Genomic DNA, 14088 nt, shown 5'->3' on the forward strand with positions numbered 1-14088 from the left:
GCTTGTCCAACCAGTGTCACTTCACAAGAAACTCCTGGGGCCCTGGCGGGTGGGGTATGGGGGCCCCCGGAGTAGTGCTGCCACTTTTCAAACAAGCCTTGTATCTATCCGGGCTTGTGGATCAGCGACCAGTAGGTCCTGGCATCAGGGTGATGCCACGCACAGACCCTAGATTAACGTGGCCAACTTACCGATCTCGGCGATGACCTCGTCACGTTGCTCCGGCTCTGCATCCGGCAGCCAGGTATAAGCCACGGCAATGACTGCACCCCGATCCATCGGCCAGGCAACGCCAGCGTCATTGGCGTTGCCGACGCTGTTGGTACCGGTTTTTTCTCCGACAAGCCAGTTCGGAGGCATGCCTGCTCGCAGGCGATTATCTCCCGTTTTGCCCTCGACCATCCAGGCAACGAGCTGATGACGGGATTGAGGCGATAGTGTGTCGCCGAATATCAGCGTGCGCAGCGTTTGAAGCATGGCCAGTGGCGTGGTGGTATCCCGTTCGTCACCTTCATGGTCGTGCTCATTCAACTCCGGTTCCATGCGATCCAGATGCGTGACCTCGTCACCGATGGAACGCAGATATTCGGTGATTGCAGCCGGGCCACCTGCATCGGTAACCAACACATTGGCAGCAGCGTTGTCGCTCCATGCGACTGCTGCCTGACACAGCTCGGCAACCGTCATGCCTGGTTCGCCCAGGTGTTGTTCGGTGATCGGGGTCCAGCCACCGAGGTCCGACTCGGAGACAACGAGACGGCTATCGAGACTTATTTCGCCACGATCGACACGCGACAGCATGGCGGCAGCGATGACTGTCTTGATGGTGCTGTTGAAAAGCACACGTTCATCACCGCGGTGGCTGGCGACTACACCGGAAGACAGGTTCATCAGCGCGATACCCAGACGACCGCTATGACGTTGCTCGAGTGCCTCGAACTCAGCCCCCAGGTCGGGAGTACTGTTGTGGCCACTTTCAGCAGCCAGAGTTGCAGGCACAACCAATGCGGAAGCAGTCAGTACAGAAGCACTGGAAAGAAAACAGCGACGTGTCAGAGAGGGCATGGGGAGTTCCTTTCGTGGTTGGATTTTATTCCATCAAACGATTCATCAAACCAATTACATCAGCAGCGCGGCCATAGCGGTGAAACTGTATTCAACCAGGCTGCATTTATCCAATAAATGGAACATTTCTGATCGGTGATGTTCCCGCAATGGCTGAAATTTGGGCGTGTGCCGACAACAGGCTTCGAAAGAGGATGCGAGAAGCAAGATGGAAGGGCAGCTGGGGACGTTCTGAGCAACTTGCCAAGAACGTCCCTGATGCAGCTGTCTGGACTCGCAGAACTGGCGGTTGGGTCCAGCGACTACGGATAATCAGCAGGTTCTTCGGCGAGAGCTTCGTGCAGCAACCTGATGAAGGATTCCGATTCCGGAATTTCCTGCGAAGCAATGGCTGTTACGGCAATTCCGGGTGTCCATGAGTTCATCACTGCTGCGCCGGACAGAGAACCAAGATGCTCCAGGCTAACATCCTCATAAGCCTGAGGAATGCCGCGACTCTCCAGCTGTCGCTGAACGATGCCCATCATGGTGCCTTTCAGCATCTCAGCCCTGGGCCAGATAACGGTTTCACCGTCCTGGAAGACAAGATTCCAGATAGTCGCCTCACTCAAGCGTCCTTGCGTATCCACAAAAGCCGCATCGTCAAAGCCCCGGCGTATGGCCTGATGCAGATAATAGGTCTTGCCGGACTCGCCAACATGTTTGATTCTGGCCAGAGGCCTCTCATGTTGTATTGCGTCCAGCCTCAACGGCCCCGTCGGACCATTGAAGGACTCAGCCGTTCGAACCAGAACCGCAGGTTCCGTATCCATACTGTCAGCAGAGAACTCTCCACCACGGGAGAAGACCGTCGCCGTCAATGACTGATCTTCCGGTCCCGCGTCGATAGCCATCTTGATATAGGATCGAATCTGCTCGTCGGGCACGGCTCGACCGAAGAATTCCAATGAGGCTTCCCGTAGGCGAGTCAGGTGCAGGTCCAGGCCCTTGACCTTGCGGTTTCGAACTTGCATCGCCGTGAAATGCGCAAACCCGGCGAAGGCCATTGGTGTCAGTGCCTCGGACGTTACCGGCTGTCCATTGAGCAGCGCTGGAGAGTGACTGGATGGAATCGTCATGATGTCTTGCTCCTCGGTGATTTCACATCAAAGAGCCTGTACCTTAGACCCTGACAGTGCTGTCAGGGTCAAGAGCAAAAAGGTGAAGCGAGATGAAAATAGGCGAGTTGGCGACGCGCACTGGCGTGAGTGTGCGCATGCTGCGCTATTACGAGACCGAAGGATTGCTGAAGCCAGCGCGCACCGAAAGTGGCTATCGCGATTACGAGCCCACCGAAGTGCGAACGGTCGAACGGATCAAGCTGCTTGGCTCGGCGGGCATGACGTTGGCGACGATCCGGGAATTCCTGCCGTGCGTGAGGGGAGATGGCCCTGTGTTTGAACCCTGTGATGAACTACGCAACGTCTTGCATGAACAGATTCATCTGGTTGACCAGAAGGTGGAGAAACTGATGCAAAGTCAGCGAGTCCTGAAGAGTTTTCTGCAGGAGATTGAAGAAGGTTGAGCTGAACCTACAACATTGGCATCCAGGGCTAGCGCTCCTCACGGGTATGCCACAGACGTAGCAGATAGATGCTAGAACCCGTGATCTCGTAGCGCATCTCGTAATGGCCGACCAGAATCCGCCGCACGTCACGCGGCTTGAATTCTTCCAGCAGCTCGCCGATACGCGGGTTGGTCAGCAGAGTCGTGGGTGCCGCTGTGAGCTGTTGCACCGTACGGGCTGCTGCGGGCTGATTCACTGTCGCCAGGAACTCGTAGAGGCGTGCCAAATCGGATAGGGCCTTACTCGTCCACTTCAATTCCATCAGCGTGGTACCGGCAGCGGAGTATCGGTACTCAGACTGTCGGCCCAGGCTTGCACGGCCTGATGGTCAATGACACGACCGGCATCCACATCGGTCAGAGCCTCGCGGGTCAGGCGGTCGCGTTCCTCTTCCTGGTCAAGCCAGGCGGCCAGGGCTTGTTTGACGATCCAGTTTTTGGAGCGATCCAGTCGGTTGGAAATTTCATCGACCCGTTCAGCCAGCTCTATAGGGACATGGGCGGTAACGGATCTAGTCTTGGCAGTGGAGGCCATCATGATGTCCTTTGCTGAAAAGCGATTCATTTTGGATCATAGTAAATAGCTCTACACCGTCAAGTCGAATTGTCAGGGTCTCGATGTCACCATCAATGCTGTTATCAATGACCTTATTTAACATAATATACATTATGCGAACACACGGCGGTATGATATGACGGTATGGCAAGTGGCTGCGGTCATCGACCTCCGTCGCGATATTGATATCTACCTACAGATGGCGAAAGCGCGTGCCCTGCGCATCACCTATGTCATCGAAACGCACCTTCGTGTGCGGTGCCCAAGGCTGGCGAGCCGCACCGGGGCGCAGATTATTGGCAGCGTTCCCCCTCGGACGCCTTGGTTTCGCGAGTACGAACGCAATCGATCACTGCGGCTTTTCCGACAAGCGCGTCTGGAACTCATACAGTGCCATGCCCGCCAGCATCGCAACGAAGAAAATCAGCGGTTCGCTGCGACCGCTCAAGAGCGACGCTACCACTGGTCCCGGGCAATAACCGGCCAGTCCCCAACCCACTCCGAACGCCAGGCTACCCAAAACGAGACGGCGATCTATCCGGGTGGCAGTCGGCAAACGCATCGGGTCGCCGAGCACCGCCCGGGACCGCTTGGACGCGAAGTAGAACCCAATACTCGCGACGGTGATGGCGCCGCCCATGACGAACGCGAGCGAGGGGTCCCATACCCCGGCCAGATCAAGGAATGCAATCACCTTCGATGGGTCGGTCATGCCTGACAGAATCAGGCCAAGTCCGAAAATCAGCCCCGCTACAAATGCGCTTGGCAATTTCATCGCAGCTCCTCAACCCAGCAAATGGCGGACGACAAACACGGTGAGAAAGCCACTGGCCATGAATGCGACAGTCGCCATCAGTGAGCGCGGCGATCGGCGTGACAACCCACAGACGCCATGTCCGCTCGTACAACCGGAGCCGTACCGCGTGCCGATACCGACCAACACCCCGGCCGCGATCAGGGTCAAGGGGTTCGCCACCATCTCAATGTCGGGCCGCTCGAAAACCGCCTGAAACAATACCGGTGCGAGGACCAGCCCCGCGATGAATGAAACACGCCACAACACATCACCTTTCGTTGGTCTCAGCAAACCGCCCACCACACCGCTGACACCTGCAATTCGCCCGTTCAGGAGGATCAACAAGGTTGCCGCAAGGCCGATGAGCGCGCCTCCGGCGAGCGAATACCACGGTGTAAAATTCGCCCAGTTAATGGTCATTTCATTGGCTCCTTGCGCTCGGGATCCTGGCAGTAAAGTCGGTAAAGCACCTGCATGACTTCCATTGCCTGGTGGCTGGCGATGCTGTAATTGACCTGCTTGCCTTCGCGCCGAGTGCTGACCAAGCCGTTGTGCCGCAAAACCGTGAGCTGTTGAGAGAGCGTCGGTTGCTCGATGCCCGTCGCACTGGCGAGGTCACCTACGCAGTGTTCACCCTGGGTGAGCTGGCACAGCAGCAGCAGGCGGTCAGGGTTGCCAAGTACCTTCAATAGAGCGCAGGCATCCACAGCGCTGCCTCGAAGCGTTTCGATATCCAGATCTGCCATGGGAAGACATGTTCTTCAGGTGGTCGGAGGAATATTCATAATATAATTTATCTATATATATAACAATATATCGTAAGCTCTAGACTGCAATGAGCACACGGAACTGGACGTCCGCCACAGTCACCTAAACATTGCGATATCGCTTTGGCTCTCTCACCTCGCAGGTCCGGTCCAAGCCGGCGCAAACCAGGAAATCGAAATGTCATCGATACAATAAAGCAGTACGACGCATGACGCGATTGCCGCTCAACCTCCCTCCCCGTCAACCCGTCAACCCGTCAATCCGTCAACTCGGAAGGTGTGAGGACACCAGCACAGCGGCAATTGCACTGAGTCTGCGATGCTTTAGTCTAGTGTGCTCCGGCGTCATCCAAACCACCCTTTGGCGCTGGTTGGCGGACTCCTTGCGCCATTTCCACCAGTTCCTTCTGCTGAGTATCCGAGATAAAGATCGCAAGGATTCTGGCCGGTTGCGTTTCGCTGGCATTCTCGCTGACTTCGTGTGAAGCCCCGGGATCTTCTGTCCAACTTTCTCCTACGCCGTAGATATTCGTCTCACCGTCGACGCGACTCCTGATCGAGCCTTCCAGCACATAGCCGATCACGAAGGAATCGCCGTGCATATGCGCTGGTGTCGATGCCCCCGGTGGATACTCGACAACAAGGCCGGTGACGACCTTTCCCGGGACATTCGGGATCTCATGGCGGAACTCCTGCTCGACGGTTTCCCTGGTGGTGTCGCTCACAGTGCTTTCATGCGCCTGTGACATCGATCCGGTGCCGGTGAGCATGATCAGGGAAATGGCCATCAATGGCAGTTTCTTCATCATTTCTTCCTCCTGGTGGTCATTCGGCGACCAGATCAGTGAGTGATGTCGGCGTGAGCAACTGTGGTAACACTCTGGGCTTGTCTGTCCCAGGCGCATACCACAGATAAAGCGGCACACCGTTTCGGCCATGGCGATTGAGAAACGCCGTTATAACAGGGTCTCCATTGGTCCAGTCTCCCACCATGGTGGTCACGCCGGCCTGTTGGAAGGCGTCACGTGTCGTCTGACGATCAATGGCGGTCTTTTCATTCACCTTGCAGGTAACGCACCAGTCTGCGGTGAAATACACGAATAACGGCGTGTTCTGCTGACGTAACGCCTCGAGACGGCTTTCATCAAAACTCAATAGCTGACGAGATTCGTTGGCGGCGTCGGCAATCGGTGAATCAGGACTCTGTGAACCAGAATTTCTTGAGTCAGCGCTCTGTGAAAATGCCGCAGGCACCAGCCAGCCAAGGCACAGCGCTATCACGGCAGTGAAGACCGACGGCACCCAGGGCCAGCGTTTGGCACTACGTTGGCGCAGGCCTGTCAGCCACAGTCCTGTCACCAGCAGCATGACTACGGCCAGGCTAGCCACCAGACCATCACTGGAGAGTTGCTGCCCCAGCACCCAGAACAGCGCCAGTGCGGTGATGAACATTGGAATGGCCAGGGCATGCCTGACGCTCTGCATCCATGGCCCGGGGCGTGGCAGCTTGCGACTTAGCGCAGGGAAATAGCCGAAGATCAGAAAAGGCAGCGCAATGCCGAACCCCAGCCCCGCAAAAATCGTCAGTGCGGCCAGCGGTGGCAGCAATATTGCGGCACCCAGTGCCGTCGCCATGAACGGCCCCGAACAGGGCGTGGCGACAAAGGCTGCCAGCACCCCGGTCCAGAATGCACCGACGGCACCGCCCTTCTCGGCCAACTGAGCCCCGCCGTTGAAGCCGCCGAGTTCAAACAATCCCGCCAGGTTGAAGGCAATAGCGCTGATCAGTAGCGTCAAGCCGACGATGACGCGAGGGTCCTGGAGCTGAAAGGCCCAACCAACCTGAGTCCCGGCAGCGCGTAAGGCCAGAATCCCTGCTCCGAGCAGTATGCATACGCCGATGACTCCTGCCGTATAAGCAAGCGCTTCTCGCCTTGCCTCGCGCGGGCCGCCAGACAATCTTGCCAGGCTAAGCACCTTGAGGCTCAGGATCGGAAATACGCACGGCATGATATTGAGCAGGACTCCCCCGGCAATGGCACCCAGCAGCGCTGTCAGCATCACACCCACAGTGCTGCTGGCTTGTTCTTCCTCAGCACTATTACCGGCGACATGCCTGGCGGTGCTCAGGGCTGCTACAGATCCGGCATCCGCCTGGAAAGCCAGGCCGGTGCCTCCGGCAATGGTCACAACCGCCTCGAGAGGCTCGTCAGGCAACGTCTCTCCTGCCACGGTCTCGACGATAAGCTTATCGCCCTCGCGGTTGAAATCCTGCCTGGCAGCCGGATCGACGGCACCATCATTGGCGACGAACAGGTGCGGTTGCTCCAGCTTGACGTTGGCTGGCAACGGAATGGCGATACGAATGCGCTCGCCTGTGTCTTCCTTGTCAATGTACTCATAGGTGGCTCGTGCACCCAACGGCCGCGGCAAGGCCTGGCGCCAATCATCAAAGTCCGCTTGATGACGAGCCGATGCCTCGCCATCACCGACTGTCAGCCGCGTTGATAGCGTTGCTCGCTCAGGAATGCAGGCATCATCGCGGCAGGCCAGATACTGAAGGTTGACCCGGACAGCAAGCGGCGTCCCCTCATCCAGATCGTCCGGTATATTCAGCGGCACCAGAATGGCATACGGATGTTCGTAGACATGATTCATCAAGTCATCGATGAGCAGTGTCTCGGGGACCGGATATGCCGGCTCTGCTACCGTTACGCCATCGGGTAGCTGCCAGTCATACTGTGGTGCTAGCCCGATGCTTCCGGGCTGTTTCCAGTAGCCGTGCCACCCATCCTGCGGTTGCATGACGATGGCCAGCGTTGTCTGCTCTCCCGCCGCAGGACGAGCACTCTCTGCCACCAGCGATGTGCGAATCATCACATCGCTGTGACCCTCGGCAGCGCCCTGTGCCACGGCGGTGCCGGGCAGCATCGAGATCAGTATGCTTGCGATCAGCACAGCGGCTATAGAGAGCAGGCGTGGCAGAGGTGCTGCTGCAAGAGCGCGCAAATTGGTGGTTGGCATAGACAACAGCCCCATCAGCGATGGGCTTCTCCGTCGAGTGGATGGGTCAGCATTGGCCATCGGTGGGTATCACTTGGCAACGACGCTCTGTACGGCCTCTGCCAACGCCGTATCTTCGGGTTCCAGGCGTTTGGCCACATGGCCACTGCTGTCGATCAGCACGACGGTAGGAATCTGCCGGACGCCGAAGGCACGATAGAAGTCACCACTGGCATCAAGGGCGAGGGGAATATCGACGTCGTTGTCGTCACGATAAGCTTCAAGGTTCGCCTGTGATGCCCAGAGCCCGGATGACACACCGATCCAGTCGATGTCTCCCTGCCCGGCGAGACCATCCACGGCTTCACGTACACGGCGACAGGCTTGAGAGGTTTCCGGCTGACTCTCCTCTAGATACCCCTCGCACCAGGGGGCAAGAAATACGATGCCACGCGGCCTGTCCGTGGAAGGATCGGACACGTTGACAACATCACCAGACAATGTGCTTAGCGTGAGTCCTTCGATATTCTCGACGCCATCGCCAACCTGCAGCGCCTGCAGCTGTGCGGCCTCGGCACCTTGAGTGGCATCATCAGCATCATCGCTGCTCTGCACGACCTGCTGGAGAGCATCCTCGAATTCCTGATCGTCCAGATGCCCGACGTAGGCGATATGTCCGCTACGGTCGATGAGCACATGCTGGGGAGTGACTCGCAGATGGAGGGCTTCAGCGAGGGTGCCATCATCAACCGTGATCGGCATGCCAAGGCCCATTTCCTCGCGATACTTGCGAGCGGCATCGGCGGTATCGCTGAAGCCGGTATTGACCGCGATGACTTGCATATCATCACCGTATGTCTCGTAGATCTCCTGGAACCCCGGCATCTGCTGACGACAAGGCACGCACCAGGTTGCCCAGAACTTTAGATACACGGGCTTGTTGCCATACAGGTCGGACAGGTCAATCTGCTCACCATCCAGAGTGGTGACCGTGACATCGGGTCCCGGCTGGCCGATCAGAGACTCCCCGGCACTCCTTGCACGACGCTCGCCGTCGGCATCCTGATCGTAGGCTTCAGCGGCCTGCTCCTCACTTTGCGTATCGCTGGCGGCGTTCGCTACGGAGATACTGCAAAGACTGACCAACAGCGTCAGTAGCAGTCCATAGCGGGTTGCAGGTTTTCCAGTTGGCATGTCGAGATTCCTTGTCGGCCCGAACAGCGGCTGATTACCGCTGTTCAGCAGCAGTGGCGGGTGATTGGGCAGGAGAGTAGTCTGGGCGCTGGACGGTGCAGAAAAAAGCACCAAGAACTGACGTTATCGGTATACCATGAATCATGAATTCTCTTCGTATCGCCGTTGACCGCCTCCAGCGACGTTCGCTGGCCGAGCAAATACACGACAGTATTGCCACTGCCATCCGCGATGGGCATCTCTATGAAGGTGCTCGCCTCCCCTCCTGGCATGACCTTGCCACGCAACTGGGCGTCTCCCGAGGGACGGTAAAGAGTGCCTATGAACGACTGGCTGACAAGCAACTGATCGTCGCTCGTGGTGCTGCGGGAACCTTTGTTGCCAGTCCACTCCCGGCGTTCCAGAGCCACCTCGAGGAAGCTCCAGTGCGATTGCCGCTGCCGGAGCTATATCGCGATTTCCACAGCGCGCCCAAACCCTTTCAGGTCGGCGTTCCGGCGTCGGACATGTTTCCCTACAAGGTGTGGTCACGCACCATCGTTCGCTATTCGCGACAGGCCGCCATGCAGGCGACTCGTTACCACGATCCGCGTGGAGAGATGGAACTACGCAAGGAAGTTGCCGCCTATCTATCGGTCGCTCGCGGCCTGCAGTGTTCCGCCGACCAGGTCATCATCACCAGCGGTTATGCCGGAGCACTGGGTCTTGCCCTGCATGCGCTCAGGCTGGATAGCCAGCAGGTCTGGATGGAAGAGCCAGGCTACCCGTTGGCCAATCGAGCGATATCACTGGCCGGTTACACTCCGGTTCCTGTCCCGGTCGACATGGAGGGGCTGGATGTCGCTGAAGGAACAAGGCGCGCCCCCAATGCCTCTCTGGCCATTGTCACCGCCAGTCAACAGGCACCGCTGGGCATGGCGCTCTCAGTCGCCAGACGCTATGCCCTGCTCCAATGGGCAACGGCGGCAAACGCCTGGATCATCGAAGACGACTACCTCAGTGAATTGAAGCTCAGCGGTAAGGCGGCTCCGTCATTGGCATCACTGGATGGTGACGGACGTGTCATCCATATTGGAACCTTCAGCAAGACCCTCACCCCGACTCTGCGGCTCGGCTTCATGGTCGTGCCTCCAGCGCTGGTCAACCTTTTTGGAGACGTCGCTGCTGCTCTGTCGCCAACCTCATCGTTGGCTACTCAGAGTGCCGTTGCCGCGTTTATGCGTGATGGCAACTACCTGCGCCATATTCGGCGCATGAAGCGGCTCTATGCACAGCGTCGTGATGCCTTGTTACACCAGCTGGGACAAGAGCTGTCATCCAACACCATGGCAGGATTATCACTACTGTTGCCGTTACCGGATGGCACCGATGATGTGGCGATCGCAGAAGCCGCTGAGGCATGGGAGCTTGCCCCTGCGCCGCTGTCGCCCTGGTATGCCGACAAGGGATTGGCGAGGAGTGGATTACTGTTGGGTGTGACCAACCTGTCGGATGCGGTGCTCGAGAGCAGCTGCCGACACCTCGAAGCTCTGGTTCAGCGTCACTTGTAGCGCTTGTGCTCTGTTCTCCAGTCTTGTCGTAGGCATCGACCTTGTTCGGATATAACGGCGGTTGCTCTCAAGCTCCCCGACGTCTATCCGGTCACGGGAATCTAGAAATCGTGTCCGGCATCCACTGCTCCGGTGGTTTCGGGCTGGAACCGTTTGAGGTGGACTCTCCGTGCAAGGCGGATGACTGGGCGTATCATCATTTCGATACTGCCGATCAGAAAGAGCCAGGTACCGTAATAAGCAAGGGAATCGTAGAAGAATAAAATAGAGCCAATGATGAACCAGATGCCGATAAATATATCGTTGATGATGCTGATCACTTCATAGCGCTGACGAATGATGAGTTCTTCGCGACCAAAATACAGCGTGACGGTGTTCGAGGCGCTACTGTCTGTCGACGTGCGGGGCATGACAACCTCTTTCAGTGGTATCTCGTACTTCTGGAGTGTAACAGCCCTGGGCTGGGAGCTGCCCTTCTCCAGCCAGACTTGCGTCATGACTGAGTACGGCGCCAGAACCTGCGGTTTGTTCCAGCACAACGGCTCTGGCGGCAAATCCTGACTTTCTATGGGGGGAATAGGCAGGATCCATTATCGCTTACGTCGGAACCGAACTAGTTTTATTCGTACAGGTTTGGCGACGAACAAACCGACAAGACACTGGCAACCGTGGAGCAAAACCAGCAATGAGCGAACAATCCTCTTCTTCCAAGTGCCCTTTTCACAGCACCGGCGCCTCCATACCAGCTCCCGGCGGCGGTACGACCAACAGAGATTGGTGGCCATCCCAGCTGCGCATTGACCTCCTCCATCAACATTCTTCGCGCTCCAACCCGATGGGCGAGAATTTCAACTACGCCGAAGAATTCAAGAGCCTCGACCTGGATGCCGTCAAGGCAGATCTGCGTGCCTTGATGACCGACTCTCAGGAATGGTGGCCGGCTGATTTCGGTCACTATGGTCCTCAGTTCATTCGCATGGCATGGCATGCTGCCGGTACCTACCGCACCTTCGACGGACGTGGCGGGGCTCGTCGCGGTCAACAGCGTTTCGCTCCGCTCAATTCCTGGCCGGACAACGTCAATATCGATAAGTCACGGCGTCTGTTGTGGCCGATCAAGCAGAAGTATGGCCGCAAGATTTCCTGGGCAGACTTGATGATTCTTACCGGGAATGTGGCGTTGGAGTCCATGGGCTTCAAGACTTTCGGCTTCGCTGGCGGCCGCGAGGATATCTGGGAACCGGATCAGGATGTCTACTGGGGGTCAGAAACGGCATGGTTGGGCAGTGACAAGCGTATTCTCTCCGAGGATCGTGACCTCGAGAAGCCGCTCGGCGCGACCCATATGGGCCTGATCTATGTCAATCCAGAAGGCCCGGAAGGTAATCCGGATCCTGTAGCTGCGGCTCATGACATTCGCGAAACCTTCGCTCGCATGGCGATGGACGATGAGGAAACAGTGGCCCTGATTGCTGGCGGGCATACCTTCGGCAAGACTCACGGCGCGGCCCCCGACAGTCATCTTGACGCTGCCCCGGAAGCTGCCGGACTCGAGACTCAAGGACTTGGTTGGGCCAGCCGCTATGGTTCGGGCTTCGCAGGAGATGCCATCGGTAGTGGCCTCGAAGTGACGTGGACCGCGACTCCGACTCGTTGGAGCTACTATTTCTTCGAGAACCTGTTCAAGTATGACTGGGAGCTGGTCAAGAGCCCGGGCGGTGCGTGGCAGTGGCAAGCCACCAATGCTGACAAGTCGATTCCCGACGCCCATGATCCGAGCAGCAAGCGTCTCCCGACCATGCTGACTACTGATCTATCACTGCGCTTCGATCCAGCCTACGAGAAGATCTCACGGCATTTCTACGAGAACCCGCAGGAGTTCGCTGACGCCTTTTCCCGTGCCTGGTTCAAGTTGACCCACCGCGATATGGGACCGCGCTCGCGCTATCTCGGCCCGGAAGTCCCCAGCGAAGTGCTGATCTGGCAGGATCCGATTCCCGATGTGGATCATGAACTGGTCAACGACCAGGACATCGCGGCACTCAAGGCCAAGGCACTGGCATCAGGCTTGTCGGTTTCAGAGTTGGTGTCAACTGCCTGGGCCGCAGCCTCTACGTTCCGTGGTTCCGATCTGCGTGGTGGTGCCGATGGTGGCCGCATTCGTCTGGCACCGCAGAAGGACTGGGAAGTCAACCAGCCGGAACAATTAGGCAGAGTGCTCGACACCCTGGAGAATATCCAGAGCGAGTTCAATGCCGCCCAATCCGACGGCAAGAAGATTTCGCTGGCAGACATGATTGTGTTGGCGGGTGCTGCTGGAGTCGAGAAAGCAGCGAAGGATGGCGGTCACGAGGTGACGGTGCCCTTCTCTCCAGGACGTATGGATGCTTCCGCTGAGCAAACCGACGTGGAGTCCTTCAGCTTCCTTGAGCCAGTCGCCGATGGCTTCCGCAACTACATCAGCAAGGATGTCGATACCCGCGGCGAGGAACTGCTTATCGACAAGTCGCAGCTACTGACCTTGAGTGCGCCAGAAATGACGGTGTTGATTGGTGGACTGCGCATGCTGGGCACCAATGTCGAAGGCGCTCAGCACGGTGTCTTCACTCAACGCCCGGGAGTGCTGAGTAACGACTTCTTCCGCAACCTGCTCGACATGGGCACGGTCTGGAGTGCGGTTGATGATGACCAGACCTTGTATGAGGGACGGGATCGTCGCAACGGAGACCTCAAATGGACTGCGACCCGCGTCGACCTGGTGTTCGGTTCGAACTCCCAGTTGCGTTCGCTGGCCGAGGTTTATGCTACGGAGGATGCTGGGCAGAAGTTTGTCGAGGACTTTGTTGCTGCCTGGACAAGAGTGATGAACCTGGACCGCTTTGACCTCGCCTGATCAAGCGATCGATAATCTGAGTACGTGATACAGAAACAGCCCGACCTTTCAAAGGTCGGGCTGTTTTCTTGAACACGGCGATATCGAGTGTTGATGACTTGTGTCATTCACTGGATGTGTCATTCGCTTGATTGCAGCCACTGTTCTCGCGTTATTCGATAACAGCGCACATGCCGTTCATGAAAGGTCATCTCGGTGTAATCGCAAAAGCCGATCTTTTCTGCAACCTTCCAGGACGCTGGGTTCTCCGGCTGAATCAAGGTGATGATGCTTTCAACACCGAGCTGAGTGAAGGCATGTTCCAGTGCGGCGCTATTGGCCTCTGTGGCCAGCCCCTGGTTCCAATACCGCCTTGCCAGGCGATAACCGAGACTGACTTCCCTGCATTCATCTACCATCTCGTAGCAGATACCACAGAACCCCACCAGATCACCGGCTCCCTTGTCGACGATGGCCAAGGGGCCAAACCCATACTCGGAATAGCTGGCCAGACAGCCCTCTATAAAACTGCGCGTAGCCTTCTGATCACAGATCCCCCGGATCGAGAACCGCATGACCTCTGGGTCTGAGAGGATGGTCGTCAGGTCAACGAGATCCTGATCAAGAAACCGCCGAAGCTGTATGCGCTCAGTCTCTATCAGCCACATGATTATTGCCCC

15 protein-coding genes are annotated in these 14088 nt (G+C 57.4%); 3 read left to right on the plus strand and 12 right to left on the minus strand.

The genetic code is table 11. The features are described from left to right. Positions 1 to 168 precede the first annotated feature (168 nt). Together bla and AR456_RS10010 are read right to left on the minus strand one after the other, a co-directional pair. Positions 169 to 1065, minus strand: coding sequence for a class A beta-lactamase (gene bla / locus AR456_RS10005; RefSeq protein WP_021817545.1), 897 nt, complete (start codon positions 1063 to 1065; stop codon positions 169 to 171). Between the two features lie 302 nt (positions 1066 to 1367). Next, on the minus strand, positions 1368 to 2183 hold the full coding sequence (locus tag AR456_RS10010) for an aminotransferase class IV family protein (RefSeq protein WP_021817544.1): 816 nt from the start codon (positions 2181 to 2183) through the stop codon (positions 1368 to 1370). A gap of 92 nt (positions 2184 to 2275) precedes the next feature. Between AR456_RS10010 and AR456_RS10015 the strand changes: the two genes are divergently transcribed. After that, positions 2276 to 2629, plus strand: coding sequence for a MerR family transcriptional regulator (locus tag AR456_RS10015; RefSeq protein ID WP_021817543.1), 354 nt, complete (start codon positions 2276 to 2278; stop codon positions 2627 to 2629). A gap of 28 nt (positions 2630 to 2657) precedes the next feature. On the opposite strand, the gene AR456_RS10020 is transcribed toward AR456_RS10015, so the two are convergent. The 8 genes from AR456_RS10020 to AR456_RS10055 form a co-directional block, all read right to left on the minus strand. After that, complete coding sequence (locus tag AR456_RS10020; RefSeq protein ID WP_021817542.1) at positions 2658 to 2933, minus strand: type II toxin-antitoxin system RelE/ParE family toxin; 276 nt, start codon at positions 2931 to 2933, stop codon at positions 2658 to 2660. Further along, positions 2933 to 3208 (minus strand): CopG family ribbon-helix-helix protein, encoded by a 276-nt coding sequence (locus tag AR456_RS10025; RefSeq protein WP_236995555.1) that lies wholly within the window; start codon positions 3206 to 3208, stop codon positions 2933 to 2935. The genes AR456_RS10020 and AR456_RS10025 overlap by 1 nt, the downstream gene beginning before the upstream one ends. A 367-nt stretch (positions 3209 to 3575) precedes the next feature. Then, a complete protein-coding gene (locus AR456_RS10030; protein ID WP_021817540.1) occupies positions 3576 to 4001 on the minus strand; it encodes a YeeE/YedE family protein in 426 nt (141 codons plus the stop codon). 9 nt (positions 4002 to 4010) lie between these two features. Continuing rightward, positions 4011 to 4442 carry a YeeE/YedE family protein gene (locus tag AR456_RS10035; protein ID WP_021817539.1) on the minus strand — a complete coding sequence of 144 codons (432 nt, stop codon included), beginning with the start codon at positions 4440 to 4442 and terminating at the stop codon, positions 4011 to 4013. Further along, on the minus strand, positions 4439 to 4768 hold the full coding sequence (locus AR456_RS10040) for an ArsR/SmtB family transcription factor (protein WP_021817538.1): 330 nt from the start codon (positions 4766 to 4768) through the stop codon (positions 4439 to 4441). Before AR456_RS10040 ends, AR456_RS10035 begins: the two co-directional genes overlap by 4 nt. Positions 4769 to 5118: 350 nt before the next feature. Continuing rightward, the gene (locus AR456_RS10045; RefSeq protein ID WP_021817537.1) at positions 5119 to 5598 is read right to left on the minus strand and encodes a cupin domain-containing protein; all 480 of its coding nucleotides are present in this window, start codon (positions 5596 to 5598) and stop codon (positions 5119 to 5121) included. 16 nt (positions 5599 to 5614) lie between these two features. Then, positions 5615 to 7813, minus strand: coding sequence for a protein-disulfide reductase DsbD family protein (locus AR456_RS10050; protein WP_051995692.1), 2199 nt, complete (start codon positions 7811 to 7813; stop codon positions 5615 to 5617). A 69-nt stretch (positions 7814 to 7882) separates the two neighbouring features. Then, the gene (locus AR456_RS10055; RefSeq protein ID WP_021817535.1) at positions 7883 to 8986 is read right to left on the minus strand and encodes a redoxin domain-containing protein; all 1104 of its coding nucleotides are present in this window, start codon (positions 8984 to 8986) and stop codon (positions 7883 to 7885) included. Positions 8987 to 9129: 143 nt separating this feature from the next. Between AR456_RS10055 and pdxR the strand changes: the two genes are divergently transcribed. After that, positions 9130 to 10536, plus strand: coding sequence for a MocR-like pyridoxine biosynthesis transcription factor PdxR (gene pdxR / locus AR456_RS10060; RefSeq protein ID WP_021817534.1), 1407 nt, complete (start codon positions 9130 to 9132; stop codon positions 10534 to 10536). A gap of 101 nt (positions 10537 to 10637) precedes the next feature. Here pdxR and AR456_RS10065 read toward each other — a convergent pair whose 3' ends face one another. Beyond that, complete coding sequence (locus tag AR456_RS10065) at positions 10638 to 10946, minus strand: YrhK family protein (RefSeq protein ID WP_021817533.1); 309 nt, start codon at positions 10944 to 10946, stop codon at positions 10638 to 10640. Between the two features lie 275 nt (positions 10947 to 11221). On the opposite strand from AR456_RS10065, the gene katG reads away from it, so the two are divergent. Beyond that, positions 11222 to 13429 carry a catalase/peroxidase HPI gene (gene katG / locus AR456_RS10070; protein ID WP_031207050.1) on the plus strand — a complete coding sequence of 736 codons (2208 nt, stop codon included), beginning with the start codon at positions 11222 to 11224 and terminating at the stop codon, positions 13427 to 13429. Positions 13430 to 13548: 119 nt separating this feature from the next. On the opposite strand, the gene AR456_RS10075 is transcribed toward katG, so the two are convergent. Beyond that, positions 13549 to 14076 carry a GNAT family N-acetyltransferase gene (locus AR456_RS10075; RefSeq protein ID WP_031207049.1) on the minus strand — a complete coding sequence of 176 codons (528 nt, stop codon included), beginning with the start codon at positions 14074 to 14076 and terminating at the stop codon, positions 13549 to 13551. Positions 14077 to 14088 lie beyond the last annotated feature (12 nt).

The organism is Halomonas huangheensis (assembly GCF_001431725.1).
GTDB lineage: Bacteria > Pseudomonadota > Gammaproteobacteria > Pseudomonadales > Halomonadaceae > Halomonas > Halomonas huangheensis.

Coding starts and splice junctions, on each gene's coding strand:
- AR456_RS10015 (WP_021817543.1), top strand. CDS start 2,276: ATGAAAATAGGCGAGTTGGCGACGCGCACTGGCGTGAGTGTGCGCATG.
- AR456_RS10045 (WP_021817537.1), bottom strand. CDS start 5,598: ATGATGAAGAAACTGCCATTGATGGCCATTTCCCTGATCATGCTCACC.
- pdxR (WP_021817534.1), top strand. CDS start 9,130: ATGAATTCTCTTCGTATCGCCGTTGACCGCCTCCAGCGACGTTCGCTG.
- AR456_RS10010 (WP_021817544.1), bottom strand. CDS start 2,183: ATGACGATTCCATCCAGTCACTCTCCAGCGCTGCTCAATGGACAGCCG.
- AR456_RS10055 (WP_021817535.1), bottom strand. CDS start 8,986: ATGCCAACTGGAAAACCTGCAACCCGCTATGGACTGCTACTGACGCTG.
- AR456_RS10030 (WP_021817540.1), bottom strand. CDS start 4,001: ATGAAATTGCCAAGCGCATTTGTAGCGGGGCTGATTTTCGGACTTGGC.
- AR456_RS10020 (WP_021817542.1), bottom strand. CDS start 2,933: ATGGAATTGAAGTGGACGAGTAAGGCCCTATCCGATTTGGCACGCCTC.
- AR456_RS10065 (WP_021817533.1), bottom strand. CDS start 10,946: ATGCCCCGCACGTCGACAGACAGTAGCGCCTCGAACACCGTCACGCTG.
- AR456_RS10040 (WP_021817538.1), bottom strand. CDS start 4,768: ATGGCAGATCTGGATATCGAAACGCTTCGAGGCAGCGCTGTGGATGCC.
- AR456_RS10025 (WP_236995555.1), bottom strand. CDS start 3,208: ATGATGGCCTCCACTGCCAAGACTAGATCCGTTACCGCCCATGTCCCT.
- AR456_RS10075 (WP_031207049.1), bottom strand. CDS start 14,076: ATGTGGCTGATAGAGACTGAGCGCATACAGCTTCGGCGGTTTCTTGAT.
- AR456_RS10050 (WP_051995692.1), bottom strand. CDS start 7,813: ATGCCAACCACCAATTTGCGCGCTCTTGCAGCAGCACCTCTGCCACGC.
- bla (WP_021817545.1), bottom strand. CDS start 1,065: ATGCCCTCTCTGACACGTCGCTGTTTTCTTTCCAGTGCTTCTGTACTG.
- AR456_RS10035 (WP_021817539.1), bottom strand. CDS start 4,442: ATGACCATTAACTGGGCGAATTTTACACCGTGGTATTCGCTCGCCGGA.
- katG (WP_031207050.1), top strand. CDS start 11,222: ATGAGCGAACAATCCTCTTCTTCCAAGTGCCCTTTTCACAGCACCGGC.